Below are 25,304 nucleotides of genomic sequence, written 5' to 3'. Positions count from 1 at the left end.
GCAGCACCCCGCACCCCGCACCCCGGCGATCTTGCAGTTTCTGCCGCGACAATTCCCCTACAAGGGGGCAGAACGGCGACCAAAACTGCAAGATCGCGAAGGGCGGGAGCGGCAGCGGCGGGAGTGGCAGCGGGAGGCGGGCGCGGAGCGGGAGCGGCGGGTGCGGGTGTTAGGCCGCTTCGACGATCATTGCCGCGCCCACCGTGCGGTTGGTGGCCTCGTCGATGATGACGAAGCCTCCGGTGGTGCGGTTGCGGCGGTACTCGTCGGCCAGCAGCGGCACCGTGGTGCGCAGCCGTACACGACCGATCTCGTTGAGGCGCAGCTCGTCGGCCGACTCGTCACGGTGCAGCGAGTTGATGTCCAGCCGGTAGTGCAGCCCACGCACGATCGCCCGCGCCGAACGGGTGGTGTGCTTGATCGCGTACCGGCCGCCGACCCGCAACGGACGGGTCTCGTCCATCCAGCAGACCATCGCCTCGATGTCCTGGGCGACCGCTGGCGCGTTGTTCGGCCGGCAGATCATGTCGCCCCGGGAGATGTCGATCTCGTCGGCCAGGCGTACCGTCACCGACATCGGCGGGAACGCCTCCGCGACGGGCCCGTCGGCGGTCTCCACGGCCGCGATCCGGCTGGTGAAGCCGGACGGCAGCACCATCACCTCGTCGCCGGGCTTGAGCACACCAGAGGCGACCTGGCCGGCGTAGCCGCGGTAGTCGGTGACAGTGGTGGACTGCGGCCGGATCACGTACTGCACGGGGAACCGCACGTCGACAAGGTTGCGGTCGCTGGCGATGTGCACCCGTTCCAGGTGGTGCAGCAGCGACGGGCCCTCGTACCACTGCATGTTCTCCGACCGGGACACGATGTTGTCGCCGCGCAGCGCGGAGACCGGCACCACCGTCAGGTCCGGTACGTCGAGCTTCGCGGCGAACGCCGTGAACTCGTCGGCGATCCGCTCGAAGACCTCCTGCGACCAGTCCACCAGGTCCATCTTGTTGACACACAGCACCAGGTGCGGCACCCGCAGCAGCGAGCAGAGGAACGCGTGCCGGCGGGACTGCTCGACAAGGCCCTTGCGGGCGTCCACCAGGATCAGCGCCAGGTCGGCCGTGGAGGCCCCGGTGACCATGTTGCGGGTGTACTGGATGTGCCCGGGGGTGTCGGCGATGATGAACTTGCGCCGTGGTGTGGCGAAGTACCGGTACGCCACGTCGATGGTGATGCCCTGTTCCCGCTCGGCCCGCAGACCGTCGGTGAGCAACGCCAGGTTGGTGTACTCGTCGCCACGGGCAGCGCTTACCGCCTCCACGGCGGCGAGCTGGTCGGTGAAGAGCGACTTGGTGTCGTAGAGCAGCCGCCCGATCAGCGTCGACTTGCCGTCGTCCACGCTGCCGGCGGTGGCGAACCGCAGCAGGTCCATCGGCCGCGCCTCCGATGTGGTCTCGGCGGCGGCCGGGGCCACGATCTCGGTGGTCATCAGAAGTACCCCTCCCGCTTGCGGTCCTCCATGGCGGCCTCGCTGACCCGGTCGTCACCACGGGTCGCGCCACGCTCGGTGATCCGGGTGGCCGCCACCTCCTCGATGACCTTCTCCACGGTGTCCGCGTCCGACCTGACGGCGGCGGTGCAGGAGGCATCACCGACGGTGCGGTAGCGCACCTGCGCCTTGAACCGCTCCTCGCCCGCCCGGGGGCGGAAGAACTCGTTCACGGCGTAGACCATGCCGTCGCGCTCGATCACCTCACGCTCGTGCGCGTAGTAGATCGACGGCAGGGGAATCCGTTCCCGGGCGATGTAGTGCCAGACGTCCAGCTCGGTCCAGTTGGACAGCGGGAAGACCCGGATCGACTCACCCGGGTGGTGCCGGCCGTTGTACAGCGACCACAGCTCCGGCCGCTGGTTCTTCGGGTCCCACTGGCCGAACTCGTCGCGGAAGCTGAACACCCGCTCCTTCGCCCGGGCCTTCTCCTCGTCCCGGCGGGCGCCACCGAACAGCGCGTCGAAGCGGTGCTTCTCCACCGCCTCCAACAGCACCGGCGTCTGGATCCGGTTGCGCATCCCGTCGCCGGACTCCCGGACCAGCCCACTGGCCAGCGCCTCCGGCACGCTTGCCACCACGAGCTGCAACCCCAGCTCGGCGACCCGCTGGTCGCGGTATTCGAGGACCTCGGGGAAGTTGTGCCCGGTGTCGACGTGCATCACGGGAAAGGGGATGTTGGCCGGGGCGAACGCCTTCTGCGCCAGCCGCAGCATGACGATCGAGTCCTTGCCGCCGGAGAAGAGCAGCACCGGGCGTTCCATCTCGGCGACCACCTCGCGCATCACGAAGATGCTCTCCGCCTCAAGGGCGTCCAGGTGGGAGACCCGGTAGGCGGCGGGGGCGCTCATGACCGCGGCTCGATTCGCTTGCTCATCCGATTTCCAGACCTTTCCGGTCGGGCATGTCAAGAAGTCCGCTCAGGCTACCCGGAATGCCTCTGCAACGCTGCAAGCAACCGACTGGCGAGATCTTTGCGACAGACCAGCAGGTCCGGAAGGCGCGGATCCGCCTCGTTGTATCGAAGCGCAGAACCGTCGATCCGGGAAGCGTGCAGGCCGGTGGCCGTCGCCACAGCGACCGGAGCAGCCGAGTCCCACTCGTACTGCCCGCCGGCGTGGATGTACGCGTCCACCTCGCCGGTCACCACCGCGGCGATCTTCGCGCCGGCCGAACCCATCGGCACCAGGTGCGCACCCACGTCCTCGGCCAGGTCGGTGAGGAACACCGGCGGACGGCTCCGGCTCGCCGCAAGGCGGATCTTCCGCTCGCCGGCCGTCGCCGCCTCCACAGTCATCGGCGGGTACGCCGGCGGGTAGTCGGTGCCCAGCACCCGGTGCTGCGCCGGCAGCCCCACCGCCCCGGCGACCAGCCCGTGCCCGCTCGGCGCGTTGCGCGCCCAGAGGGCGATGTGCACCGCCCAGTCCGAGCGGCCCTCCTCGGAGAACTCCCGGGTGCCGTCCAACGGGTCGATGATCCACACCCGGTCGGCGGCCAGCCGGGACACCGCTTCGGCGTTCACCTCGGCCGCCCAGGCCAGCCGCGAGCCCTCGTCCTCCTCGGACAGCACCGCGTCCCCAGGCCGCCACTTCGCCAACTCCGTGCGGATCAGGTCGTGCGACACCTTGTCACCGGCCGACTTCAGGGCGCCCGCGTCCGCGAAACCCAACTCCTCACGCAGGGCGAGCAGCGCCTGGCCCGCCCGGGAAGCCAACCACCTGGCGAACGCGCCGTCGATCATCGGAGGACTGCCCATCTGACGCTCCCGTCGCCTCGCCCGCGTCCCGCACCGCACGGACCGATTGGCCACGACCCGCTGCGCTTGTCGCGGCACCCCGAAGGCGCAGACTACCGGCCCACCATTTCCGATCAGGTACGGCCCGCCCGGCTCAACCGCCGTGGTAGAGGTTCTGGGTGGGCTCCACGCCCTTGTGGATCACTGACTCCACCACGTCGGCGGCCCTGTCCACCAGGAAATCCAACTCCTTGCGCTCCGCCGCGCCGAAATCCGACAGCACATAATCCGCAGGATCCTGCCGACCCGGCGGGCGGCCGACACCGAACCGCACCCGGACGTAGTCCTTCGTGCCCAACGACTTCGACATCGACCGCAGGCCGTTGTGCCCGCCCTCGCCGCCGCCGCACTTGATCCGCACCTGGCCGAAACCGATGTCCAGCTCGTCGTGCACCGCGATCACCTGCGCCGGAGGCACCTTGTAGAACTGCGACAACGCCGCGACCGGCCCACCCGAAAGGTTCATGTACGTCAGCGGCTTGGCAAGCACCAGCTTCGGCCCGCCGAACCCCAGCCGCCCCTCGGCGACCTCAGCCACAGCCCGCTTGTGGCGGCCGAACCGCGCTCCCACCCGCCCGGCCAGCAGGTCGGCCACCATGAACCCGACGTTGTGCCGGTTCCCGGCGTACTCCCGACCGGGGTTGCCCAGGCCGACCACAAGCCACGGCCCCGCCTCGTCCGTCACGACCTGATCCCTTCGCAGTTCCGCCCGACCGACCCCGACACGCCAGCAGGCGCCCCCGAATCCTCGGGGACGCCTGCCGCATCGTACGAACCGATCAGGCCTCGGTGCGCGCCTCGGTGTTCTCCGCGCCCTCGGCGGCCGGAGCGGCGTCCGCGCCCTCGGAGCCCTCGGTGACCTCGCCGACCTCGGCGTCAGCCTCCTCGGTGGCCTCCTCGACGTCGGGCAGCGTCGCCTCGAGCTGCTCGGCGGTCGGTGCGGCGGTCACCGCGGCGACCGGCAGCGACGGGTCGACAGCCAGCTCGACACCGCTCGGCAGCTCGACGTCGCCGGCGGTCACCTGGGAACCCGCCTCCAGGCCCTCGATCGAAGCCTCGAGGTGGTCCGGCACCTTGGTGGCGTCGGCGGTCACCGAGAGGGTGTCGTGGTCGTGCACGATCAGGGTGTCCCGGGCGGCCTCGCCGGTCAGCTGGATCGGGACCTCCACGGTGACCTTCTCGCCCCGACGGACCAGGATGAGGTCCACGTGCTCGAAGCTGTCCCGGATCGGGTCACGCTGGATCGCCTTCGGCAGCGCCAGCACCTGGGTGCCGTCGGTGATGTCGATCGCGAAGAGCTGGTTGGCGCCACCCTTACGGATGGCCGCGGCGAACTCCCGCGACGGCAGCGCGATGTGCTTGGGCTTCTCGCCGTGGCCGTACAGCACGGCTGGCACCTTGCCGGCCCGGCGGGTACGGCGGGCACCACCCTTGCCGAACTCGGTGCGGGGCTCGGCGCTGATCTTTACCTCGGACACGGGGAAACTCCTGATACTTTCGCTGCGGCGGCTTGTCGTCTGGCGGTGCTGGGGCGAGGGGCTCGCTGGGGCTCATGCGTCATGAACGACTGCCCGGAGCACCGCGTCGATGACGGTGCCTCCGTGCGGCGCTCTTTCAGCGGCCCGCCGGGCACCCTCGCCGTGGCAACCGCACCAGTCTACCCGAGGTGATTCCGCGGCTCACGGCAGTCCCCGGTCACCGCCGCGAGCCGGCCCACCGACGGCTCTCCCGCCAGCGTGCCAGCCCTGTTTCGCATCAGCTTGCCAGCTTCGGACCCGCCGGCGCGTCAAACGGCGAAACAGGGCTCGCCCGGGTCAGGAAACGATCAGCTCAGCCCGCCGAAGAGGGTGGTCACCGAACCGTCGTCGAAGACCTCCCGGATCGCCCGCGCCAGCAGCGGCGCGATCGACAGCACCGTCAGCTTGTCCAGTTGCTTCTCCGGCGGCAGCGGCAGCGTGTTGGTGACCACGATCTCGCTGATCGAGCTGTTCTTCAGCCGCTCGGTGGCCGGGTCCGACAGCAGCGCGTGGGTGGACGCCACCACGATCTCCGCCGCGCCCGACTCCTTGAGGATGTCAGCGGCCTTCGTGATCGTGCCGCCGGTGTCGATCATGTCGTCGACGATCAGGCAGACCCGGCCCTCCACCTCACCGACAACCCGGTTCGCCACGACCTGGTTCGGCTTCATCGGGTCGCGGGTCTTGTGGATGAACGCCAGCGGGCACCCGCCCAGCCGGTCGGTCCACCGCTCGGCCACCCGTACCCGGCCCGAGTCCGGTGCCACCACCGTCATCGGCCGGCCCGCGTACTTGTGCTCCACGTACTCGGCGAGGATGTCCATCGCGAAGAGGTGGTCCACCGGGCCGTCGAAGAAGCCCTGGATCTGCGCGGTGTGCAGGTCGACGGTGAGGATCCGGTTCGCGCCCGCGGTCTTCAGCAGGTCCGCGACCAGCCGCGCCGAGATCGGCTCGCGACCCCGGTGCTTCTTGTCCTGCCGCGCGTACGGATAGAACGGCAGCACGACGGTGATCCGCTTGGCGGAACCCCGCTTCAGCGCGTCCACCATGATCAGGGTCTCCATGACCCAGGTGTTCACCCCGTGCGTCACGGACTGCACCACGAAGGCGTCCGAACCACGTACCGAGTCCTTGAACCGTACGAAGATCTCGCCGTTGGCGAACTCGTACGCGTCGGAGGGCGTCGGCGCCACGCCGAGCACCTCGCCGATCTCCTTGGCCAACTCCGGAAACCCTCGTCCGGAAAAGAGCATCAGGCTTTTGCGGTTTTCGGCGACGATGCTGCCCATGGGCCCGTCTGCTCCCGTTTGTCGGCGATACCCGGCCCGGTGATGGTGGGTCGGAGACTATTCGGTTGCAGTATCTCCCGCGCCGGACGGCCCGCCCACCGTCTCGCCCGGCCCGTGCATTGCCTCACTGTCACTTGCGGCACCGGCACCATTGGGCGCACCCTGCACCGCACCCGCCCGCTCAGCCGCCTGGGCCGCAGCAGTGCCGGCCCGCCGCTTCACCACCCAGCCTTCGATGTTGCGCTGGCGGGCACGGGCGACACCCATGGCACCGGCCGGCACGTCATCCACGATGACCGAGCCCGCCGCCGTGTACGCGCCGTCGCCCACCTCGACCGGCGCCACGAACATGTTGTCCGCGCCGGTCCGTGCGTGGCTGCCGATCACCGTGCGGTGCTTGTTGACCCCGTCGTAGTTGACGAAGACCGACGCCGCCCCGATGTTGCTCTGCTCGCCGATCGTCGCGTCACCCACGTACGTCAGGTGCGGCACCTTGGAGCCGGCACCGATCTCCGAGTTCTTCACCTCGACGAACGTGCCGACCTTCGCCTTGTCGGCGAGTCGAGCAGCCGGCCGCAGGTAGGCGTACGGGCCCACGCTGGCGCCCGCGCCCACCTCGGCGCCCACCGCGTGGCTGCGCACCACCGAGGCGGCCGGGCCAACGATCGTGTCGACGAGCGTGACGTCCGGCCCGATGAGCGCGCCCGCGCCGACCACTGTGCTGCCGCGCAGCTGCGTGTTCTGGTCGACGACCGCGTCGCGGTCCAGCGCCACTGTCACGTCGATCCAGGTGGTAGCGGGGTCGAGCAGGCTGACGCCGGTGCGCATCCATGCCTCGTTGACCCTGTCGCGCAGCAGGCGGCGCAGCGTCGCCAGCTCCACCCGGTCGTTGCAGCCCAACGTCTCCACGTGGTCGTCTGCGACGTGCACGGCGACCGGCTCGCCGGACGAGCGGAGCAGCCCGAACACGTCGGTCAGGTATTCCTCGCCCTGGTCGTTGTCGGTGGAGAGCTTGCCCAGCGCGTCGCGCAGCCGCATCGCGTCGAACGCGTAGATGCCGGCGTTGATCTCCCGGATGGCGCGCTGCGTGGCGTCGGCGTCGCGCTCCTCGACGATCTGCTCCAGGCGCCCGTCGGCGTCCCGGACGATCCGGCCGAGCCCTGTCGGGTCCGGGACCTCGGCGGCCAGCACTGTGGCCGCGGCGCTGGCCTGCTCGTGCGCGGTGACAAGCGCGCCGACGGTCTCCGGGCGCAGCAGCGGCACGTCCCCGTTGATCACCACGACGGTGCCGGCCCCGTCCGGTACGGCCTCCAGGGCGATGCGGACGGCGTGCCCGGTGCCGAGTTGCTCGGCCTGGAGCACGGGCGTGGCGTCCGGGGCGACATCGGTGAGGTGGGCGCGGACCTGGTCGGCGCCGTGCCCGACCACGACGACCGTGCGGTCGGCGGCCAGCGGCGCGGCCGCGCTCAGAACGTGGCCGAGCAGCGTACGACCGAGCAGGGGGTGCAGCACCTTTGGCAGTGTCGACTTCATCCGCTTGCCCTCACCGGCGGCGAGCACGACGACGGTTCGAAGGTGGGGCTGGGGCACGACGTGGCTCCCGTCGGGACGGCGGACACTCTCGCGGTCATGCTAACCGCGGGGTCCGGCCATGTTCCCTCTTACCCCCAGCCGACCTCAGAACGGGCCAAACTGGGCAGCTCGGCCGCCAGGGTTCGAACCTGAAATACGGGTACCAAAGACCCGGGTGTTGCCAATTACACCACGGCCGATCATCGACGCGAGCGCATCGCATCCCGCCGCTACACCTTAGCGTCCCTGTCGCCCAGCGCCATCGCCGATCGGGCGTCGGTGCCGCACCCGCAGTCCCCGGCCCGCCTCCAACGGCCCTGAGCCCAACCCCGCGCGGCGGCGCGATGCCCCGGCGGCGACACCTCTGACCTGGCTTTCCGAAACTTCCTCGTGCGATCTACGGTGCCGTAAGTTACGGTGACGTAGGCGTAGCTTAGTGATCTTTTCGTCCCCCTCTGCGAGGTGCAATGTCGACCGCTCTGCTTGAACCGAACACTGCCGGTCCCGGCCCGAAACCGCTCACCGACGGCAGCCAGTCCCCCGGAATCCTGGCCGCCCTCTATGCCTTCGTGGTGATCCCCTTCGTGGCCCTGCTGGTCGCCGTCCCGCTGGCCTGGGGTGGCTGGCTGGGCTGGACCGACGTGATCATCGGCCTGGTCTTCTACGTGGTCAGCGGACTCGGCATCACCGTCGGCTTCCACCGCTACTTCACGCACGGCTCGTTCAAGGCCAAGCGGTGGCTGCGCGTCTCCCTGGCGGTAGCGGGTTCCCTTGCGGTGCAGGGCGAGATCATCCAGTGGGTGGCCGACCACCGGCGGCACCACGCCTTCTCCGACCTGGAGGGTGACCCGCACTCCCCGTGGCGCTTCGGCACCAGCTTCTGGGCACTGACCCGGGGCCTGTTCCACGCCCACGTCGGCTGGTTGTTCCGCCGGGAGTTGTCCAACCGGGCGCGGTTCGCGCCCGACCTGATCGCCGACCGTGACATCAGCCGGGTGGACCGGCTGTTCCCGGTGCTGGTGATGGTGTCGCTGCTCGGCCCGGCAGTGATCGGCGGCCTGGTGACCTGGTCGTGGCAGGGCGCGCTCACCGCGTTCTTCTGGGCCGGGCTGGTCCGCATCGGCCTGCTGCACCACGTCACCTGGGCGATCAACTCGGTCTGCCACGTCTACGGCGAGCGTCCGTTCGCCATGCGTCAGGGCGACCGGGCGTCGAACTTCTGGCCGCTGGCGATCCTGTCGTTCGGCGAGAGCTGGCACAACCTGCACCACGCCGACCCCACCAGCGCGCGGCACGGCGTCCTGCGCGGTCAGGTGGACATCTCCGCACGCGTCATCTGGCTGTTCGAGAAGACCGGAGCGGCATCGCAGGTCCGCTGGCCGAAGCCGGAACGCATCGCGGCGAAGCTCGTGAAGCCTGTCCCACCGCAGTAAAGCGGGCGGTACTCCGGGGAGGCGCCTGGCAGGATGGCCGGGTGACCGAGCCAAGCGGGGGGACCGGGCGGCTCGGCGGACAGGGCCGGGCCCGCTCCGGGTACGGTCGCACGGCACGGCGGGCGGCGAAGCCGCCCGCCAGTGAGGCGACGATGTGAACGGGCACAACGGAGGGTCCATCCCACGGCAGGGCGTCACCGAGCGCCAGCGAGGTGGCGACATGCCTGAGGTAAGCGACGATGCCGGGGGCCGGCGCGCGGCTCCCGCGCCCAAACCCAAACCCGCCTCCCGGGTACGCATGTCGGCGGCCCAACGGCGGGAGCAGTTGATCGCGACGGGCCGTCAACTGTTCGCCGAACGCGGATTCGACGCCACCTCCATCGAGGAGGTGGCGGCCCGCGCCAAGGTCTCGAAGCCTGTCGTGTACGAGCACTTCGGCGGCAAGGAAGGGCTCTACGCGGTGGTGGTGGACCGGGAGGTCCGGGCCCTGCTGGACCGGATCACCACGGCGCTCACCGCAGGGCATCCGCGTGAGTTGCTGGAGCAGGCGGCGATGGCCCTGCTGGGCTACATCGAGGAAGAGACAAGCGGTTTCCGGGTGCTGGTCCGCGAGTCGCCGCTGATGTCCGGCACTGCCAACTTCAGCAGCGTGATGAACGACGTGGCCCACCAGGTCGAGCACATACTGGGTGCCGAGTTCAAGAGCCGGGGCTACGACCCGAAGTTGGCCGAGTTGTACTCCCAGGCGCTTGTGGGCATGGTCGCGTTGACCGGCCGCTGGTGGATGGAGGTTCGTAAGCCGCGCAAGGAGATGGTGGCGGCGCACCTGGTCAACCTGGCCTGGAACGGCTTGTCGCACCTGGAGGCCAAGCCGGGCCTGATCACCGCGCGGCGTCGCTGACCGGGTCGGCGAGGGCTGCTGACCCGAGAGGTCAGCGGCGGTGCACCTCGGCCACCGGGTGGCTACGCCTCTGGCGTTCCGTCTCGGCGTGCTCCTCGGACCCGACCTTGTCGTAGAGGCCGGTGCCCAGCAGGATCAGGCCGAACACCATCGACACGATCACTGTGGACATCGAGAAGTTGAGGAAGTTCGCCTCGGTCTGCAGCACCGACATCATGAGGATGCTCGTCACGAGGAACACCGCGCCGGCGGTGAGGTTCATGTAGTGGCCGAGGTTGGTGCGCCGGGACGCCCCGATGATCAGGACAACTCCGAAGATCACCGAGGCGAGCGAGAAGGCCAGGTTGGTGCGCAGGCCGAGCGCCCAGTGGCTGCCCCTGTCGAAAAGCGGGTCACCGAGCGTCTCGGCGACACCCCACACGCCGAAGACCAGGATGTAGAGGCCGATCAGACCGGCGAGGACCCGGTAGAGCGGCCGTGCCGGATGGTTCACCGGAAAGTGCGCCATGCCTCGAACCCCCTGAATCGACCGTTTCAGGAGGATTGTCACCCGACGCGACAGAAGCTGTCCGCTGAACAGCCAAAGCGGAAGGTCCGCCGAAAGGCAGGACCAGGTCAGGTTCTCGCCGGAGCCCGAGCTGCGCAGGGATCAAGCCTGACCGCCCGGAGCAGCTCGGGCTCCGGCGAAAACCACAACAGCGAGCAAGGTCGGGCTCCGGCGAAAACCCACGGCCGCAACCAAGAGAAGCGACCAAAGGAACTCAGAGCACGAGGCGAGCCTTCTGGAACGCCTCCGCCTCCTCCTCCGACCCGACCTTGCCGTACATGCCGGCCATGAGCAGCACCATCGAGACCGTCAGCATGACGATCACGGTGAAGACGCTGAAGTTGAAGATGTTGGCATCGGTCCGGATGAACGCCAGGCTGCCCAGGCCGATCGCCATGAGGGCGTACGCGAGCCACTGGTTGATCGCCACGTCGATGTTGCGGCCGAGCACGGTGCCGACCAGCACGACGATCCCCAGAAGGACGCTGAGCAGCGAGAACCCGAAGTTCGTGCCCTGACCGAGCACGTGGGTGTCGTCCTGCGCGAAGAGCTCGTCGCCGGCGGTCGTGATGATGCCGAGCACACCGAAGACCACCAGGTACAGACCGGTCAGCCCGCCGATCGCCCGGTAGATCGGCCGCGCGGGGTGGTTGACGGGGGTGTGGGCCATGTCTGATCTCCAACGCCGTGGGTGAGGTGTCGCCGACGATTGTCCCGCATGTGGTGGTGTGACGCCGCACACGGCCCCCGGGCCGGCGTCTCCCACCCCGGTCAGCTCTCGGGCAGGTCCTCGGCGAGGGTCATCCAGGTCTCCTCGATCCGCTCCCGTTCGGCGCGCAGGTCCTTGAGCTGGGTGTCCAGTTCGGCGACCTTGGCGTAGTCGGTGGCGTCGGTGGCGAGCTGGTCGAGCAGGGTCGTCTCGCGCTGGTCGAGCTTGCCGAGCTGCCGTTCCAGCCGGGTCAGCTCCTTGCGCGCCTGGCGTACCTCGGCGGCGGACATGCCTCCGGCGGAGGGGCCGGCGGACGCTGTGGTCGAGGTGGCAGCTGCCCGGGGCGCGCCCGCCCGCTCGGCAGTCCGGGCAAGGTACTCGTCGATGCCGCCGGGCAGGTGCACGAGCCGGCCGTCGCCGAACATCCCGAACGCTGTCTCGGTGACACGCTCGATGAGGTAGCGGTCGTGGCTGGCCACGACGATCGTGCCGGGCCACGAGTCGAGCAGGTCCTCCAGCGCGGCCAGCGTGTCGGTGTCCAGGTCGTTCGTGGGCTCGTCGAAGAGCAGCACGTTGGGCTCACCGGCGAGCAGCCGCAGCATCTGCAACCGGCGGCGCTCGCCGCCGGACAGGTCGCTGACGGGCGTCCAGAGGCGGCGGTCGTCGAAGCCGAAGACCTCGGCGAGCTGGGCCGCGGAGACCTCCCGGTCGCCGAGCTGGACCCGGCGGGCGACCTCCTCGACGGCCTCGAGGACGCGCAGGTGCCCGGGCAGTTCGGCGAGCTCCTGGGACAGGAACGCGGGCTTGACAGTGGAGCCCGTGTTGAGGCGGCCACCATCGGGTCGGGTGATGCCGGCGAGCAGCCGCAGCAGCGTGGTCTTGCCGGCGCCGTTGGCGCCGAGGATGGCGATCCGGTCGCCGGGGCCGACCTGCCACGTGACGTCGCGCAGGATCTCCTTGGGGCCGGCGCGCAGCTCGACGTTCTCCAGGTCGTACACCTGCTTGCCGAGCCGGGAGGTGGCCATGCGCTGCAACGACATGGTGTCGCGGGCCGGCGGCACGTCGGCGATCAGGGCGTTCGCGGCGTCGATGCGGAACTGCGGCTTCGAGGTGCGGGCGGGCGGGCCACGGCGCAGCCAGGCGATCTCCTTGCGGAGCAGGTTCTGCCGGCGGGCCTCGGTGGCGGCGGCGACGCGTTCACGCTCGGCGCGGGCGAGGATCCAGGCGGCGAACCCACCCTCGTACGCCCGGACGGTCTGGTCGGCGACCTCCCAGGTGTTCGTGCAGACCGCGTCCAGGAACCACCGGTCGTGGGTGACCACCACGAGGGAGCCCTTGCGGCCGACCAGGTGCCGGGCCAGCCAGTCGACACCTGCGACGTCGAGGTGGTTGGTGGGCTCGTCGAGAATCAGCAGGTCGGAGTCGCGGACGAGCAGCGCGGCGAGCGCCACCCGGCGACGCTCGCCACCGGACATCGGGCCGACCGGCTGGTCGAGGCCGAGGTGTGGCATGCCGAGGCCGTCGAGGATGGCGCGCACTCCGGCGTCGCCGGCCCACTCGTGTTCGGCGCCCATGCCCTCGTCGAGCCAGGCGGTGCCGAGCACGACGTCCCGCACCGTGGAGTCGGGGGCGAGGGTGAGCTGCTGCGGCAGCCAGAGCACGCGCAGGTCGCGGCGGTGGGTCACCCGGCCGTCGTCGGGGTCCTCCTGCTTGGTGAGCAGCCGCAGCAGGGTGGACTTTCCGGCGCCGTTGAGGCCGACCACGCCGATCCGGTCGGCGTCGTCCAGACCGAGTGAGACGTCCGTGAGCAGCCGGCCGGCGGCGCCGTACCCCTTGGACACCCGGTCCAGATTGACGATGTTCGCCACGTTCCACCCTTCATGATCAAGGCGTCCCGGTGCCGGCGGGCACCTGGACGCCTGTCCCAAGGGTACGCGGACGTCCGCGAGAGCTTCGCCGCGCGCCCGCGGCCGACCGATGGACCACAGGGTTGACCCGCCGCGGGCAACCGACAAACCGCAGGTCGGAGCGCCGCAGCCGACCGACGGGCCGCCGGACGCGAGAGGTCAGCCGACGCGGCAGCCGGGCGAGAGGTCAGCCGACCCGGGCGCCGGCGACCGGGCCGTGCGCGACCCGCGCCAGTCTGCACACGCCGGCGGCGGCCAGGTCGGCGGCGATCCGTTCCGCGTTTGCCGCGTCGGCGGCGAGGAAGACGCAGGTCGGGCCGGAGCCGGAGACGATGCCGGCGAGCGCGCCGGCCGCCTCGCCAGCCTTGAGCGTGTCCGCCAGTGCCGGGCGCATGGCCAGTGCGGCGTCCTGAAGGTCGTTGCCCAGCGTACGGGCGAGGACCCGGGGGTCGCGTTGACGCAGCGCGCCGAGCAGGGCATCGGTGCTGCCCAGCGGAGTGCCGGCCGCGCCGGTGTCGCGGAGCCGGTCCAGCTCGCGGTAGGCAGCCGGGGTGGACAGGCCAACGTCGGCGATCGCCACGACCCAGTGCCAGGACGTCGGTCGGGCCAGCACGGGGCTGACGGCCTCGCCCCGGCCGGTGCCCAGCGCCGTGCCGCCGTAGATCAAAAACGGCACGTCGGAGCCGAGGTCGGCGGCGATCCCGGCCAACTCGTCACGGGACAGCCCGGTGCCCCACAGCGCGTCGCAGGCCACAAGCGCGGCGGCCGCGTCGGCGCTGCCGCCGGCCAGACCACCGGCGAGCGGGATCTGCTTGCGCAGGTGCAGCCGGGCGTGCGGCAACACTCCCGCGTACCCGGCGAGGGCGTGCGCTGCGCGGATCACGAGGTTCGTGTCGTCCAGCGCCAGCTCGCCGGTGCCCTCGCCCTCCATGGTGAGCGCGAGGGTGTCGCCCCGGCGCGCGGTCAGCTCGTCGTAGATCGAGATCGCGTGGTAGACGGTGTTCAGCTCGTGGTAGCCGTCGCGGCGCAGCGGGCCCACCCCGAGGTGCAGGTTGATCTTCGCGGGGACTCGCACCTTGACCGGCCCGAGGGCACCACGCCGCTCGTCCTCGTCGTCCGGTCGCCAGGCCTCGGTCACGGGGTGCCGGTCCGCGTACGCAGGCGGATGTCGAATGGCTTGGCCACGATCAGCACCTCGACGGAGTGAGCGGAGTGGGCGGGCATCGCGTCAGCCTACTTCGCGGCCGGCGTACCGACCGGAGCCGACGCGGCGATCGCGGCGAACTGCTCCACGGTCAGCGACTCGCCCCGGGCGCCGGGGTCGACACCCGCGGCAGTGAGCGCGGCCGCGGCCCGGTCCGCGCCGCCGGCCCAACCGGCCAGCGCGGCGCGCAGGGTCTTGCGACGCTGCGCGAAGGCCGCGTCCACCACTGCGAAAACCCGTTCCCGGGGTACGTCGGCGCGCGGTGGCTGGCGGCACGTGAAGGCGACCAGGCCGGAGTCGACGTTGGGTACCGGCCAGAACACGTTCGGCGGCACCCGACCGGCACCTCGGGCCTGGGCATACCAGGCGAGCTTTACCGACGGAATGCCGTACACCTTGGAGCCGGGACCGGCGACCAGCCGGTCGGCGACCTCCTTCTGCACCATCACGAGGCCATGGCGCAGGCTCGGCAGCTCGGCGAGCAGGTGCAGCACCACAGGCACTGCCACGTTGTAGGGCAGGTTCGCCACCAGCGCGGTCGGCGCGGGGTCGGCGAGTTCGTCGGCGCGGATGCGCAGCGCGTCGGCCCGATGCACGGTGAGCCTGTCGGCGTCCGGGCCGGCGTACCGCGCGGCGGTGTCCGGCAGCGCCCCGGCGAGCACCGTGTCGATCTCGACGGCGTGCACGTGCCCGGCGACGGGCAGCAGCCCCAGTGTGAGCGAGCCGAGCCCGGGGCCGACCTCCAGGGCCACGTCGTCGGGGCTCAGACCGGCGGCCGTGACGATCCGACGCACTGTGTTCGGGTCGTGCACGAAGTTCTGGCCCAGCTTCTTGGTGGGCGCGACGCCCAGCCGGGCGGCGAGTTCCCGGATCTCCGCCGGGCCGAGGAGACCGGTCATGGCTGGCAGCGTAACGGCGACGTCGGGACCGTCCGTGCGGCCGGGCTCACCACGGGCCGAAGACCCGGTCGCCGGTGGCGGAGATGGCCGTGCACAGCTCGTCCAGGTCGGTGCCGGTGGTAGCGGCGAGCGAGCGGACGGTGAGCGGGATCAGGTACGAGGCGTTCGGCCGGCCCCGGTGCGGCATCGGGGTGAGGTAGGGCGCGTCGGTTTCCACAAGGATCTGGTCCACCGGGGTCAGCGCGGCCGCCTCGCGCAGGGCACCCGCGCTGCCGAACGTGACGGTGCCGGCGAAGCTGAGCAGGAAGCCACGGCGGACGCACTCGCGGGCGAAGTCGGCGTCGCCGGAGAAGCAGTGCAACACCACCGTGTCCGGTGCGCCCTCGTCGTCGAGGATCCGCAGCACGTCGGCGTGTGCGTCCCGGTCGTGGACGACGAGCGCCTTGCCGTGCCGCTTGGCGATGGCGATGTGCGCCCGGAAGCTCTCCTCCTGCGCGGCGCGCCCCTCGTCGCCGGTACGGAAGAAGTCCATCCCGGTCTCGCCGATCCCCCGGACCCGTTCCCGGGCGGCCAACGACTCGATCTCCCGAAGCGCCTCGTCGAGGTCGGCCAACCGGGGTGCCTCGTTGGGGTGCAGCGCCACGGTGGCCAGCACGGCCGGGTGACGCTCGGCGACGTCCGCGCCCCACACTGAGGACGCCACGTCGACGCCGACCTGGACCAGCCGATCCACGCCGACCTCGGCGGCCACGGCGACCGCCGAGCCGATCGGGTCGTCGGTCGACCCTCCGCCGGGTACGCCGGCCTCGCTGACGGTGATGTCCAGGTGGGTGTGGCTGTCCAGCACCGGCCGGGGCAGTGGTTCGGGGGCGGGTGGGAACTCTCCGGCCCTCCGGGCGGCACGCTCGCGGCGGGTTTCAGTGGGCTCGCTCATCAGCGACAGCATCACACACCGGGGCTGTCCATCCGCCCGCCACCCGGCGTTCACCTCGACTACACCGCGCGGCGGCGGCCCACCGTCGCCGCGCGGCGTTCGAAGCCCGGCCCGGACGGTCACTCGGCCAGGCGGGCCAGCTCCTCGTCGACGATCGACGGGTCGAGCTTGCGGAACACCGGCTTCGGCGGTGCCAGCGGCCGGCCGGCCTCCAGCGGCACCGACTCCCAGCGCGCGCCGAGGGTGTAGTCCCCGGTCAGCACCGGGTACGACGGACCGCCGTCCAGGTCGTCGACCTGCTCGATGACCGGCATGGGCGCGTGTACGCCGGTGCCGCCCAGCAGCTCGTGCACCTGCTGCGCGGAGTGCGGCAGGAACGGGGTGAGCAGCGTGTTGGCGTCGCTGACCACCTGAAGGGCGACGTGCAGGATGGTGCCCTGGCGGGGCTTGTCGGCCTCGGTCTTGAGCTTCCACGGCGCCTGCTCGGACAGGTACCTGTTGGCCTCGGCGACCACCTTCATGGCCTCGCCGATGGCCTGCTTCTGCCGGTGCCGGCCGATCAGGTCACCGACCGTGGCGAAGCCGGCCCGGGCCACCGCGAGCAGCGCCTCGTCGGCCTCGGTGAGTCCTGCCGGGTCGACCGGCGGGATGGCGCCGAAGTTCTTCGCCGCCATCGAGACGGACCTGTTGACCAGGTTGCCCCAGCCGGCGACCAGCTCGTCGTTGTTGCGGCGGAGGAACTCGGCCCAGGTGAAGTCCGTGTCGTTGCTCTCCGGGCCGGCGGCGGCGATGAAGTAGCGCAGCGCGTCGGCGTCGTAGCGCTCCAGGAAGTCGCGGACGTAGATGACCACCTTGCGGGACGAGGAGAACTTGCGCCCCTCCATGGTCAGGTACTCGCTGGAGACCACCTCGGTGGGCAGGTTGAGCCGGCCCAGCTGGCCGGGCTCACCGTCGCGGGAGCCCTCGCCGGAGTAGCCGGAGAGCAGCGCCGGCCAGATCACCGAGTGGAAGACGATGTTGTCCTTGCCCATGAAGTAGTACGACCGCGCGTCCTTGCCCTCGCCGTCGGTCGACCACCACCTGCGCCACGCCTCCGGGTCGCCGGAGCGGCGGGCCCACTCGATCGAGGCGGACAGGTAACCGATCACCGCGTCGAACCAGACGTAGATCCGCTTGTCGGGCCGGTCCCGCCAGTCGTCCAACGGAATGGGTACGCCCCACTCCAGGTCCCGGGTGATCGCCCGCGGCTGGAGGTCGTCGAGCAGGTTGCGGGAGAACCGCAGCACGTTGGGCCGCCACCCGTCGCGGGTGTCCAGCCACTGCCGCAGCACCTCGGCCAGCGCGGGCAGGTCCAGGAAGAAGTGCTCGGTCTCGACGAACTTCGGGGTTTCCCCGTTGATCCGCGACTTCGGGTCGATCAGGTCGATCGGGTCGAGCTGGTTGCCGCAGTTGTCGCACTGGTCGCCGCGCGCGCTGTCGTACCCGCAGATCGGGCAGGTGCCCTCGATGTAGCGGTCGGGAAGGGTGCGCCCGGTGGACGGCGAGATGGCGCCCATGGTGGTCTTCGGCACGATGTAGCCGTTGCGGTACATCCCCTCGAACAGTTCCTGCACCACCGCGTAGTGGTTGCGGGTGGTGGTGCGGGTGAACAGGTCGTAGGAGAGCCCGAGGCCGTGCAGGTCCTCGACGATCACCCTGTTGTACCGGTCGGCCAGCTCGCGCGGGGTGACCCCGTCGGCGTCGGCCTGCACCTGGATGGGGGTGCCGTGCTCGTCGGTGCCGGAGACCATGAGCACGTCGTGGCCGGCCATCCGCATGTACCGGGCGAAGACGTCGGAGGGAACGCCGAAACCGGAGACGTGGCCGATGTGGCGGGGGCCGTTGGCGTACGGCCAGGCCACTGCCGCGAGAACGTGACTCATGAGCAGCAAGCCTAGTGACCCGTCCGGGAGCCCCGCGAACCAATAGGGGGTGCCGGCCCGGCGGACTGGGCCGACCACCCCGGCCATTGGTCCGATTTGTTCCCGACACGCTGTCGACCTGCCCGTTCCGCCCCCGTGACCGGTGTGCAATGGTCGTCGTGACTGGCAGACGAACGGCGCGGGACCACGACGACCGTCCCACCGGGCCGGTGGCCGGCGACGAGCCCGTCCAGACGCCTGACCCGGCCCGAGGCGCCCGGGTGGCACCTGGCGCGTCCCGGGGTGCCGGGGTCGCGCCGCAGCCCCGGCCGGTGCCGGGCGTCGGCAGGGGGCCGGCCAACGGCGCGGCGCTCGATGTGGAGCCGGTTCACGGGCCGGCGGACGACCCGGAGCCGGCCGGCGCAGCGCCAGTCGAGGTGGAGCCGACCACCGGGGCGCCTGTGGACGCGGTGCCACGACGGGTGCCGGTCCGCCAGCAGAGCCGCTGGCACCGAGGTGCCCGGCGGCTCGACGCCGACGCGCCTGACGACGAGGACGGTGCCTTCTGGGCGCCGATCGAGCAGGTGCACTGGGACGGCACCCCGGTCCGGCAGGACACCGAGCCCCAGCGCGACCGGCGGGTCGCACGCCGCGCCCCGCCCCGGACGGCAGCGCTGCCGGACCCGCTGCCCGGGCTTGCCGCGCTGGTGCTGCTGAGCCTGGTCACGGCCTTCTTCGCCTGGGTCAGCGCGGGGCCGTTCTGGCTCGCGGTCGGGCACGCCCGCACCGGCACAGTGGTGATCGACGAGTGCACCGGCGACGGGCTCACCCAGCGGTGCCGGGGCGTCTTCAGCGCGGACGACGGGCAGTTCCTGGCCCATGGCGTACGGGTCAGCGGTGTACCGGCCGGACGGGACGCGCGGGGGACGACGCTGCCCGCTCGGATGACCGGCCCGGACAGCGGCACCGCGTACGCCGACACCGGTGCCGGCCGACACCTGCGCTGGCTGCCAGGCCTGCTGGTGGTGGCCGGCTGCGCGGCCGGCATCGCCCGCTGGACCGGCGCGACCCGGTTGCCCGGCCGGAGGCACCGCCTCTGGGCGGTCACCGCCGCACTTGCCGGCCCGGCGCTGATCACCATCGGTTTCCTCGCCGCCGCGTGGTGAATCCACCGCCTCGTGGTGAATCTGCGCGTGGTGATTCCACCGCCGCGTGGTGAGCCCAGCGCCGCGCGGAGGAGTCGGCGGGCCGGTTCAGCTGTGCACGATCGTGTAGACGTCGCGGCGGCGTAGGGCGTACTCGGTGGCGACCTCGGTGATCGCGTCCCGGCGGGACAGGCCGGCCGCCTCCCGCTCGGCGACCGCCGCGCGCAGTGTGTCGTCGTCGGGACGTTCCGCTGCGGTCACCGGCGCCCCGGCGACCACAAGGGTGATCTCCCCGCGCGGGTCGCCATCGGCGGCCCAGCGGGCCAGTTCACCGAGAGGGCGGCGGAGCACCTCCTCGTAGGTCTTCGTGAGCTCCCGGCAGAGCGCGGCCGGCCGATCCGCGCCGAACGTCTCGGCCAGGTCGGTGAGCGCCGCGCCGATCCGGTGTGGGGCCTCGAAGAAGACGAGGGTGCGTTCCTCGGCGGCGAGCGCCCGCAGACGGGACCGGCGAGCGCCGGGCGTCCGAGGTAGGAACCCCTCGAAGCAGAACCGGTCGCAGGGCAGCCCGGAGACGGCGAGGGCGGTGGTGACCGCGCTGGGCCCGGGGGCGACGGTGACCGGCGCCCCGGCGTCCAGCGCGGCCCTGACCAGTCGGTAGCCGGGGTCGGAGACGCTCGGCATGCCTCCGTCGGTGACCAGAGCAACCGTGTAGCCGCCGAGGATCACCTCGACCAGTTCCGGGGTCCGGCGCTCCTCGTTGCCCTCGAAATACGACACGATCCGACCACCGACGGTGATGTCGAGGTCACGGGCCAGCCGGGTCAGGCGGCGCGTGTCCTCGGCGGCCACCACATCGGCGCTGGCCAGTACCTCCCGGAGCCGGGCCGACGCGTCGGCGGGGTTTCCGAGCGGGGCACCGAGCAGAATGAGGCGCCCAGCCTCGGACATTTCACCCACGACATCGTCTCCTTCATCGACAATCCATACCGCTATCGGGGACGACGGGCGCCACCGGGCACCTTGGCAGCCTACGATCGCCGGGTGACGAGTGCGTCGACAGCGCAGAGCCCGAGCGCCGACCCGGCAGACACGGTCGAGGTGACCGGCGAGCCCGGCCCCACGGCGGATCCACCGGCACCCCGCGTGGAGGGCGGCGGCGCTGCCGCTGTGATCCGCCGCCGGTTCGCCACAGTCGACGCCCGGGCGGACCGGTTCTCGTGGCTCGCCACAGCAGTCGTGGTGGCCATCGCGGCGATCCTACGTTTCCTCGGCCTGTCCAGCCCCGGCGGCAAGATCTTCGACGAGACGTACTACGCCAAGGACGCGTACGGGCTGATCAGCCGCGGCGTCGAGTGGAACTACAAGGACAACGTCGCCTCGTACGTGGTGCACCCGCCGCTGGGCAAGTGGTTGATCGGCCTCGGCGAGTGGGCCTTCGGCTATCAGGACGCCGATTCGAAGGTCTCCGTTCCCGGGCACCTGATCACCACCTCGCCGGAGTTCGGCTGGCGGTTCTCGGCGGCCGTCATCGGCACCCTGTCGGTGCTCCTGCTGGTCCGGATCGGCCGACGGATGTTCCGCTCGACGGTCCTGGGGTGCGCTGCCGGTCTGCTGCTCGCCCTGGACGGCTTCCACCTGGTGCTGTCCCGCGCGGCGCTGCTCGACATCTTCCTGCTGTTCTTCGTGCTTGCCGCGTTCGGCGCGTTGGTGCTCGACCGCGACGCCAGCCGCCGACGCTGGGCGCGCGCTCTCGACGACGGGCTCGACACGAGCCGGCCGGGTCGGGCCGGCCGACCGCCGACGGGCTGGCGTACGTGGCCGTGGTGGCGCCTGGCCGCCGGGGTGCTGATCGGCTGCGCCTGCGCGGTGAAGTGGAGCGCTGTCTACTTCGTGCCCGCGTTCGCGCTGCTGGTGATCCTCTGGGAGGTCGGGGTCCGCCGGTCCGCGGGCGTCCGCCGGCCCTGGCGGGACACCGTGCTCGACGAGCTGCCGTGGCTGGTGCTGGCCGGCGTGCTGATCGTGGTCACCTACATCGCCACCTGGTCGGGGTGGCTGCTCTCCGACGACGGCTACTACCGGCTGGCGTCGTCGACGGCGTACCCGACCGACAAGCTCAGTGAGGCCCCGGTGATCGGCCCGCTGATCAACCTCTTCGAATACCACCGCGCTGCGTACGGCTTCCACGCCCAACTCGACGATCCCCACAAGTACCAGTCGTGGCCGTGGCAGTGGCTGCTGCTCGGCCGTCCGGTGGCGTTCCACTACGCGACCGACGGGGCGTGCGGCGCACCGAGCTGCGCCTCGGAGATCCTGCTGCTGGGCACCCCGCTGCTGTGGTGGTCGTTCCTGCCCGCCCTGGTGGCGCTGGTGTGGCTGGGTGTGGCACGGCGCGACTGGCGGGCCGGCGCGATCCTGCTCAGCGTGGCGGCCGGGCTGCTGCCCTGGTTCGTGCTCGCCCTCGACGGCCGGACGATGTTCTCGTTCTACACCGCGCCGGTGCTGCCCTTCCTGGTGCTGGCCGTGGTCTACGTGCTGGGTGCGCTCATCGCACCGGCCGGGGGCGAGGTGGGCGAGGTGACTCGGCTGACGCCCGGCGACCCGGCGTACGAGCGGCGGCTGGTGGGCAGTGTCGCGGCCGGCGCCTACGTGCTGCTGGTGGGGCTGTGCTTCGCGTACTTCTATCCGATTTTCGTGGGCAAGGTGATTCCGTACTCGGATTGGCTGTCGCGAATGTGGCTCGACGGTCGGTGGATATAGGCACCGGCAGGCGACGCGCCGCACAGCGCGACGCAGACGGGCCCGCACGCTTGAAGCGTGCGGGCCCGTCTGGACAAAGGCGCGCGCCCCGATCGCCTGCCACGGGGGAAGCGGGCGATTGGGGCGCGCATGAAGAGCTTAACCACCCCGCACCACCGGCACAACGGGTCGACTTGGGTCAGATTCCCGACCATACTCACCGCGTCCAGCACATTCCTTCGATAGTTGACCGAGGGTGACCCGTCGTGGACCCTGCGCCTCGATGGGCTGCTTCGATGTTCATGCGACGCCGCGCGGCTGACGCGGGCGTCCAGTTCCGTGCCGCACCGGGCCTGTGCGGCGATCGTGACAGGAGGCGGGGCGCTGTGGAGTTACTGGCCCGGGTCCGGGAGATCTGCCTGGCCCTGCCCGAGGTGACCGAGCGACCCAGTCACGGGTCACCGACCTGGTTCGTCCGGGACAAGAGCGTCTTCGTCACCCTGCACGCCGACGGGCACCACCAGAACGACTTCCCACACCTCTGGTGCGCGGCCCCGCCGGGCGCGCAGGCGGAGCTGACCGCCGCCGACCCGGAACGCTTCTTCCGCCCTCCCTACGTGGGTGGTCGGGGGTGGCTCGGCGTACGGCTCGACGGCACGGTCGACTGGGTCGAGATCGACGAGTTGTGCCGGGACGCTTACCGGGAGATCGCGCCGAAGGGGCTTGTCGCCCTGCTCGACGCGTCCGCCTGACCCCCGTCCCGCCGCGGTGATCATCGGGCGGTCACCCGGATGATCGTCCAAAGTGGATCTCACTACACTGCGGGCCGTGATCAACTTCAGACGATCGACGGCCGTCCTCCTTGGACTGCTGGCGACCACCGCGCTGACCGGGCCGGTCCCGGCGAGAGCCGGCGAGGAGCCGGTGACCGAACCTCCCCGCGTCGAACTCGTGCTCGACGTGAGCGGCTCGATGCGCGCCGCCGACATCGACGGACGCAGTCGGATCTCGGTAGCCCAGCAGGCGTTCAACGAGGTGGTGGACGCGCTGCCGGAGGAGACGCAGCTCGGCATCCGGGTGCTCGGCGCGACCTACCGGGGCAAGGACAAGAAGGTCGGCTGCCAGGACACCCAGCAGATCGTGCCTGTCGGGCCGGTGGACCGTGCCCGGGCCAAGGACGCGGTGGCGACACTCCGTCCGACCGGGTTCACGCCGGTCGGGCTCGCCCTGCGCTCCGCCGCGCAGGATCTGGGCAGCGGTTCCACCACCCGACGCATCGTGCTGATCACCGACGGGGAGGACACCTGCGCCCCGCCGGACCCGTGCGAGGTGGCCCGGGAGTTGGCCGCGCAGGGCACCAGCCTCGTCGTCGACACGCTCGGTCTCGCGCCCGACGAGAAGGTCCGCCGGCAACTGCTGTGCATCGCCAGCGCGACCGGCGGCACGTACACCGCGGCGCAGAGCGCTGAAGAGCTGACCGGACGGATCAAGCAGCTCGTCGAGCGGGCCGCCGACACCCACACGCGGGCACCGACAGTCGTCGGCGGTACCAGCGCCTGTGACTCGGCACCGCTGCTCGCCCCCGGTGTCTACGCAGACCGGGAGGCGTTCTCCGAGCACCGCTACTACCGCGTTCCGGTACGCCCCGGGCAGGAGCTGCGTGCCTCGGTGAGCATGGCGCTGGACCGGCCCGTGAACCGGGACTACGGGGTGCTGCTGCGGGCCACCGCCTCCGACGGCCGGGAACTCGTCCGGGGCGCCGACGCCGGCAGCGGACGCGCCGACGTGCTCTCCGCCGGGCTGCGCTGGTCGGCCACCGCCGACGACGAGGACGACACGGTGGCCGAGCAGAGTGCGGCGCCCGTCGTCGAGCCCACCACCGTCTGCCTTGTGGTGAGCAATTCGTTCGCCCCCCGCCCCGGAACGGCCGCGACGCCCGGCATGCCTGTGGAGCTGACCATCGACGTGGTCGCCGCCGCTCCCGGCCCGGACGGCCCCGACCTCGGCCGGGGCTGGGTGCTGCTCGCCCTGCTCACCGTCGCCGGACTGCTCACCGGCCTGATCGCCGGTCTGCTCACCCGCTGGTGGGTCGCCACCTGGAGGGAGAACTGATGCGTACACCGCTGTTCCGCTCGCTCGTCGCGCTGCTCGCCGCCGGTGGGGCCACGCTGCTGCCCGCGGCGGCCGCCGCCGCCCCCACGCCGTCGCCGGGCGCCACCCCGGTGACCCGCGCCGGCACCTCGTTCCTCACCGCCACCCCGATCACCGCCGGGCAGCCGGTACGGGTGGACGCCTCGGTCGGCGACCACCTGTACTGGTCGTTCCCTGCCACCGCCGGGCAGGTGCACGAGATCAGTGCCACCGTCACCTTCCCGAAGGCACGCTCCGGCGCGTCCACCTGGACCGTCGACGTCTTCGACGGGCTGCGGCGGCGGCAGGCCTGCACCGCCGGGGCGCAGTCCCCGACGGTGGACGCGAAGGCGTCGAGCGTGGCGCTGGGCTGCACACTGCGCGAGGTGCGGCCCTGGGCGGAGCCGTGGTCGGCCGACCCGCTGCCCGGCACGTACGTCGTCCGGCTCTCCGTTGTGGAACTGCCCGAGCCGGACCTCGGCGCGCCCATCGACGTGGACCTGCTCGTCGGAGTCGTCGCCGACCGGGGCTCCTCGGCCGAGGACGGTGAGCTGGCCGCGCCACTTGTGGCGAACACCAAGGCGGGGACAGTGCTCACCGCCGTACCCACGGAGGACCCGGAGGCCGACGACGAAGGTGACTCGCTGGCGGCCTGGCTGCCGGATCTCGGCTCGCGCTGGATCTGGACCGGCGTGGGCGGCGTGCTCGCCGCCGTGGCCGGCGTGGTCGGCTTCGCCCTGACGCGGCGTCCCCGACGCGCCTGAAACCCGCGCGACAAGTCGGTGGTCCCGCCGTCGGGCGGGGCCACCGACTGCGGGGCATTTTCGGCGGCCCGGCCGTTCACCTGCGGCGCGGGATCCAGCCGATGAAGCGATCCTGGAGGGACATGACCGGGGCGGTACGCAGATCCTCCGTGGCGGCGGCGAGGCACGAACCCAGGTAGACGCTCAGCATCGCCCGGTCACCCCCGTACTCCGCCAGCAGCCGGCCGCGTTTCGTCGCGCACGGCCACTCCTCACCGCAGGAACCGCAATTCCAGCCAGGGGTCGTCGGGGCATGCTCGTCAGCCCGCACTCCCGGCCGTTCCGCACCATCGGTCATCGCATAGTCCTCTCCAGATGTCCACGGGACTGGCGGCCGCGCGC

The 25,304-nt window shown here is 71.2% G+C and carries 23 protein-coding genes and 1 tRNA gene; 7 read left to right on the top strand and 17 right to left on the bottom strand.

Annotation, left to right across the window (positions count from 1 at the left end; translation table 11 throughout):
- Positions 1-169: 169 nt before the first annotated feature.
- From ADK66_RS24725 to ADK66_RS24690, 8 genes are all read right to left on the bottom strand, one after another.
- Positions 170-1,480 carry a sulfate adenylyltransferase subunit 1 gene (locus tag ADK66_RS24725; protein WP_053659262.1) on the bottom strand — a complete coding sequence of 437 codons (1,311 nt, stop codon included), beginning with the start codon at positions 1,478-1,480 and terminating at the stop codon, positions 170-172.
- Positions 1,480-2,391 carry a sulfate adenylyltransferase subunit CysD gene (cysD, locus tag ADK66_RS24720; protein WP_053659260.1) on the bottom strand — a complete coding sequence of 304 codons (912 nt, stop codon included), beginning with the start codon at positions 2,389-2,391 and terminating at the stop codon, positions 1,480-1,482. Before cysD ends, ADK66_RS24725 begins: the two co-directional genes overlap by 1 nt.
- A gap of 74 nt (positions 2,392-2,465) precedes the next feature.
- Entirely contained in the window at positions 2,466-3,296 is an 831-nt protein-coding gene (locus ADK66_RS24715; protein ID WP_053659257.1) for an inositol monophosphatase family protein, read from the bottom strand.
- Positions 3,297-3,429: 133 nt separating this feature from the next.
- Positions 3,430-4,020 (bottom strand): aminoacyl-tRNA hydrolase, encoded by a 591-nt coding sequence (gene pth / locus ADK66_RS24710; RefSeq protein ID WP_053659255.1) that lies wholly within the window; start codon positions 4,018-4,020, stop codon positions 3,430-3,432.
- Positions 4,021-4,114: 94 nt separating this feature from the next.
- The gene (locus ADK66_RS24705; protein WP_053659253.1) at positions 4,115-4,813 is read right to left on the bottom strand and encodes a 50S ribosomal protein L25/general stress protein Ctc; all 699 of its coding nucleotides are present in this window, start codon (positions 4,811-4,813) and stop codon (positions 4,115-4,117) included.
- A 347-nt stretch (positions 4,814-5,160) separates the two neighbouring features.
- A complete protein-coding gene (locus ADK66_RS24700; RefSeq protein ID WP_053659251.1) occupies positions 5,161-6,141 on the bottom strand; it encodes a ribose-phosphate diphosphokinase in 981 nt (326 codons plus the stop codon).
- 57 nt (positions 6,142-6,198) lie between these two features.
- Positions 6,199-7,731 (bottom strand): bifunctional UDP-N-acetylglucosamine diphosphorylase/glucosamine-1-phosphate N-acetyltransferase GlmU, encoded by a 1,533-nt coding sequence (glmU, locus tag ADK66_RS24695; RefSeq protein ID WP_082377641.1) that lies wholly within the window; start codon positions 7,729-7,731, stop codon positions 6,199-6,201.
- Between the two features lie 110 nt (positions 7,732-7,841).
- A tRNA-Gln gene (locus ADK66_RS24690) sits at positions 7,842-7,913 on the bottom strand.
- Between the two features lie 267 nt (positions 7,914-8,180).
- On the opposite strand from ADK66_RS24690, the gene ADK66_RS24685 reads away from it, so the two are divergent.
- Together ADK66_RS24685 and ADK66_RS24680 are read left to right on the top strand one after the other, a co-directional pair.
- On the top strand, positions 8,181-9,146 hold the full coding sequence (locus tag ADK66_RS24685) for an acyl-CoA desaturase (RefSeq protein ID WP_053659249.1): 966 nt from the start codon (positions 8,181-8,183) through the stop codon (positions 9,144-9,146).
- A gap of 220 nt (positions 9,147-9,366) precedes the next feature.
- A complete protein-coding gene (locus ADK66_RS24680) occupies positions 9,367-10,047 on the top strand; it encodes a TetR/AcrR family transcriptional regulator (protein ID WP_053659483.1) in 681 nt (226 codons plus the stop codon).
- A gap of 31 nt (positions 10,048-10,078) precedes the next feature.
- On the opposite strand, the gene ADK66_RS24675 is transcribed toward ADK66_RS24680, so the two are convergent.
- The 7 genes from ADK66_RS24675 to metG form a co-directional block, all read right to left on the bottom strand.
- The gene (locus tag ADK66_RS24675; protein WP_053659246.1) at positions 10,079-10,555 is read right to left on the bottom strand and encodes a DUF4383 domain-containing protein; all 477 of its coding nucleotides are present in this window, start codon (positions 10,553-10,555) and stop codon (positions 10,079-10,081) included.
- A gap of 253 nt (positions 10,556-10,808) precedes the next feature.
- The gene (locus ADK66_RS24670; RefSeq protein ID WP_053659244.1) at positions 10,809-11,264 is read right to left on the bottom strand and encodes a DUF4383 domain-containing protein; all 456 of its coding nucleotides are present in this window, start codon (positions 11,262-11,264) and stop codon (positions 10,809-10,811) included.
- Between the two features lie 101 nt (positions 11,265-11,365).
- Positions 11,366-13,171 carry an ABC-F family ATP-binding cassette domain-containing protein gene (locus tag ADK66_RS24665; protein WP_053659242.1) on the bottom strand — a complete coding sequence of 602 codons (1,806 nt, stop codon included), beginning with the start codon at positions 13,169-13,171 and terminating at the stop codon, positions 11,366-11,368.
- 226 nt (positions 13,172-13,397) lie between these two features.
- On the bottom strand, positions 13,398-14,348 hold the full coding sequence (locus tag ADK66_RS24660; protein ID WP_053659240.1) for a 4-(cytidine 5'-diphospho)-2-C-methyl-D-erythritol kinase: 951 nt from the start codon (positions 14,346-14,348) through the stop codon (positions 13,398-13,400).
- Positions 14,349-14,443: 95 nt separating this feature from the next.
- The gene (gene rsmA / locus ADK66_RS24655) at positions 14,444-15,313 is read right to left on the bottom strand and encodes a 16S rRNA (adenine(1518)-N(6)/adenine(1519)-N(6))-dimethyltransferase RsmA (RefSeq protein WP_053659238.1); all 870 of its coding nucleotides are present in this window, start codon (positions 15,311-15,313) and stop codon (positions 14,444-14,446) included.
- 46 nt (positions 15,314-15,359) lie between these two features.
- Complete coding sequence (locus ADK66_RS24650; protein ID WP_053659236.1) at positions 15,360-16,259, bottom strand: TatD family hydrolase; 900 nt, start codon at positions 16,257-16,259, stop codon at positions 15,360-15,362.
- A gap of 107 nt (positions 16,260-16,366) precedes the next feature.
- Positions 16,367-18,169 carry a methionine--tRNA ligase gene (metG, locus tag ADK66_RS24645; RefSeq protein ID WP_053659481.1) on the bottom strand — a complete coding sequence of 601 codons (1,803 nt, stop codon included), beginning with the start codon at positions 18,167-18,169 and terminating at the stop codon, positions 16,367-16,369.
- A 158-nt stretch (positions 18,170-18,327) separates the two neighbouring features.
- Here metG and ADK66_RS24640 point away from each other — a divergent pair, with 158 nt between their 5' ends.
- The gene (locus tag ADK66_RS24640; RefSeq protein ID WP_231640176.1) at positions 18,328-19,314 is read left to right on the top strand and encodes a hypothetical protein; all 987 of its coding nucleotides are present in this window, start codon (positions 18,328-18,330) and stop codon (positions 19,312-19,314) included.
- Between the two features lie 87 nt (positions 19,315-19,401).
- Here ADK66_RS24640 and rsmI read toward each other — a convergent pair whose 3' ends face one another.
- Complete coding sequence (rsmI, locus tag ADK66_RS24635) at positions 19,402-20,241, bottom strand: 16S rRNA (cytidine(1402)-2'-O)-methyltransferase (RefSeq protein ID WP_053659235.1); 840 nt, start codon at positions 20,239-20,241, stop codon at positions 19,402-19,404.
- Between the two features lie 93 nt (positions 20,242-20,334).
- Between rsmI and ADK66_RS24630 the strand changes: the two genes are divergently transcribed.
- From ADK66_RS24630 to ADK66_RS24615, 4 genes are all read left to right on the top strand, one after another.
- On the top strand, positions 20,335-22,050 hold the full coding sequence (locus ADK66_RS24630; RefSeq protein WP_053659233.1) for a phospholipid carrier-dependent glycosyltransferase: 1,716 nt from the start codon (positions 20,335-20,337) through the stop codon (positions 22,048-22,050).
- A gap of 275 nt (positions 22,051-22,325) precedes the next feature.
- Complete coding sequence (locus ADK66_RS24625) at positions 22,326-22,781, top strand: MmcQ/YjbR family DNA-binding protein (protein ID WP_231640175.1); 456 nt, start codon at positions 22,326-22,328, stop codon at positions 22,779-22,781.
- Positions 22,782-22,857: 76 nt separating this feature from the next.
- On the top strand, positions 22,858-24,141 hold the full coding sequence (locus ADK66_RS24620) for a VWA domain-containing protein (protein WP_053659477.1): 1,284 nt from the start codon (positions 22,858-22,860) through the stop codon (positions 24,139-24,141).
- Positions 24,141-24,923 carry a hypothetical protein gene (locus ADK66_RS24615; protein WP_053659475.1) on the top strand — a complete coding sequence of 261 codons (783 nt, stop codon included), beginning with the start codon at positions 24,141-24,143 and terminating at the stop codon, positions 24,921-24,923. Before ADK66_RS24620 ends, ADK66_RS24615 begins: the two co-directional genes overlap by 1 nt.
- Positions 24,924-24,999: 76 nt before the next feature.
- Here the strand turns inward: ADK66_RS24615 and ADK66_RS24610 are convergent, their stop codons facing one another.
- Complete coding sequence (locus tag ADK66_RS24610; protein ID WP_053659229.1) at positions 25,000-25,260, bottom strand: hypothetical protein; 261 nt, start codon at positions 25,258-25,260, stop codon at positions 25,000-25,002.
- Between the last annotated feature and the right edge of the window lie 44 nt (positions 25,261-25,304).

This window comes from Micromonospora sp. NRRL B-16802 (assembly GCF_001279555.1).
GTDB classification, from domain to species: domain Bacteria; phylum Actinomycetota; class Actinomycetes; order Mycobacteriales; family Micromonosporaceae; genus Micromonospora; species Micromonospora profundi.
The sequence above is the reverse complement of the archived record's forward strand: the minus strand, read 5'-3'. Positions and strand labels throughout refer to the sequence as shown.

What these genes read in the sequence shown, in the direction of transcription:
- ADK66_RS24680 (WP_053659483.1), top strand. Translation starts at nt 9,367, where the DNA reads ATGCCTGAGGTAAGCGACGATGCCGGGGGCCGGCGCGCGGCTCCCGCG.
- ADK66_RS24615 (WP_053659475.1), top strand. Translation starts at nt 24,141, where the DNA reads ATGCGTACACCGCTGTTCCGCTCGCTCGTCGCGCTGCTCGCCGCCGGT.
- ADK66_RS24700 (WP_053659251.1), bottom strand. Translation starts at nt 6,141, where the DNA reads ATGGGCAGCATCGTCGCCGAAAACCGCAAAAGCCTGATGCTCTTTTCC.
- ADK66_RS24650 (WP_053659236.1), bottom strand. Translation starts at nt 16,259, where the DNA reads ATGCTGTCGCTGATGAGCGAGCCCACTGAAACCCGCCGCGAGCGTGCC.
- ADK66_RS24670 (WP_053659244.1), bottom strand. Translation starts at nt 11,264, where the DNA reads ATGGCCCACACCCCCGTCAACCACCCCGCGCGGCCGATCTACCGGGCG.
- ADK66_RS24685 (WP_053659249.1), top strand. Translation starts at nt 8,181, where the DNA reads ATGTCGACCGCTCTGCTTGAACCGAACACTGCCGGTCCCGGCCCGAAA.
- ADK66_RS24610 (WP_053659229.1), bottom strand. Translation starts at nt 25,260, where the DNA reads ATGACCGATGGTGCGGAACGGCCGGGAGTGCGGGCTGACGAGCATGCC.
- ADK66_RS24725 (WP_053659262.1), bottom strand. Translation starts at nt 1,480, where the DNA reads ATGACCACCGAGATCGTGGCCCCGGCCGCCGCCGAGACCACATCGGAG.
- cysD (WP_053659260.1), bottom strand. Translation starts at nt 2,391, where the DNA reads ATGAGCGCCCCCGCCGCCTACCGGGTCTCCCACCTGGACGCCCTTGAG.
- ADK66_RS24625 (WP_231640175.1), top strand. Translation starts at nt 22,326, where the DNA reads ATGTTCATGCGACGCCGCGCGGCTGACGCGGGCGTCCAGTTCCGTGCC.
- rsmI (WP_053659235.1), bottom strand. Translation starts at nt 20,241, where the DNA reads ATGTCCGAGGCTGGGCGCCTCATTCTGCTCGGTGCCCCGCTCGGAAAC.
- ADK66_RS24675 (WP_053659246.1), bottom strand. Translation starts at nt 10,555, where the DNA reads ATGGCGCACTTTCCGGTGAACCATCCGGCACGGCCGCTCTACCGGGTC.
- metG (WP_053659481.1), bottom strand. Translation starts at nt 18,169, where the DNA reads ATGAGTCACGTTCTCGCGGCAGTGGCCTGGCCGTACGCCAACGGCCCC.
- ADK66_RS24715 (WP_053659257.1), bottom strand. Translation starts at nt 3,296, where the DNA reads ATGGGCAGTCCTCCGATGATCGACGGCGCGTTCGCCAGGTGGTTGGCT.
- rsmA (WP_053659238.1), bottom strand. Translation starts at nt 15,313, where the DNA reads ATGACCGGTCTCCTCGGCCCGGCGGAGATCCGGGAACTCGCCGCCCGG.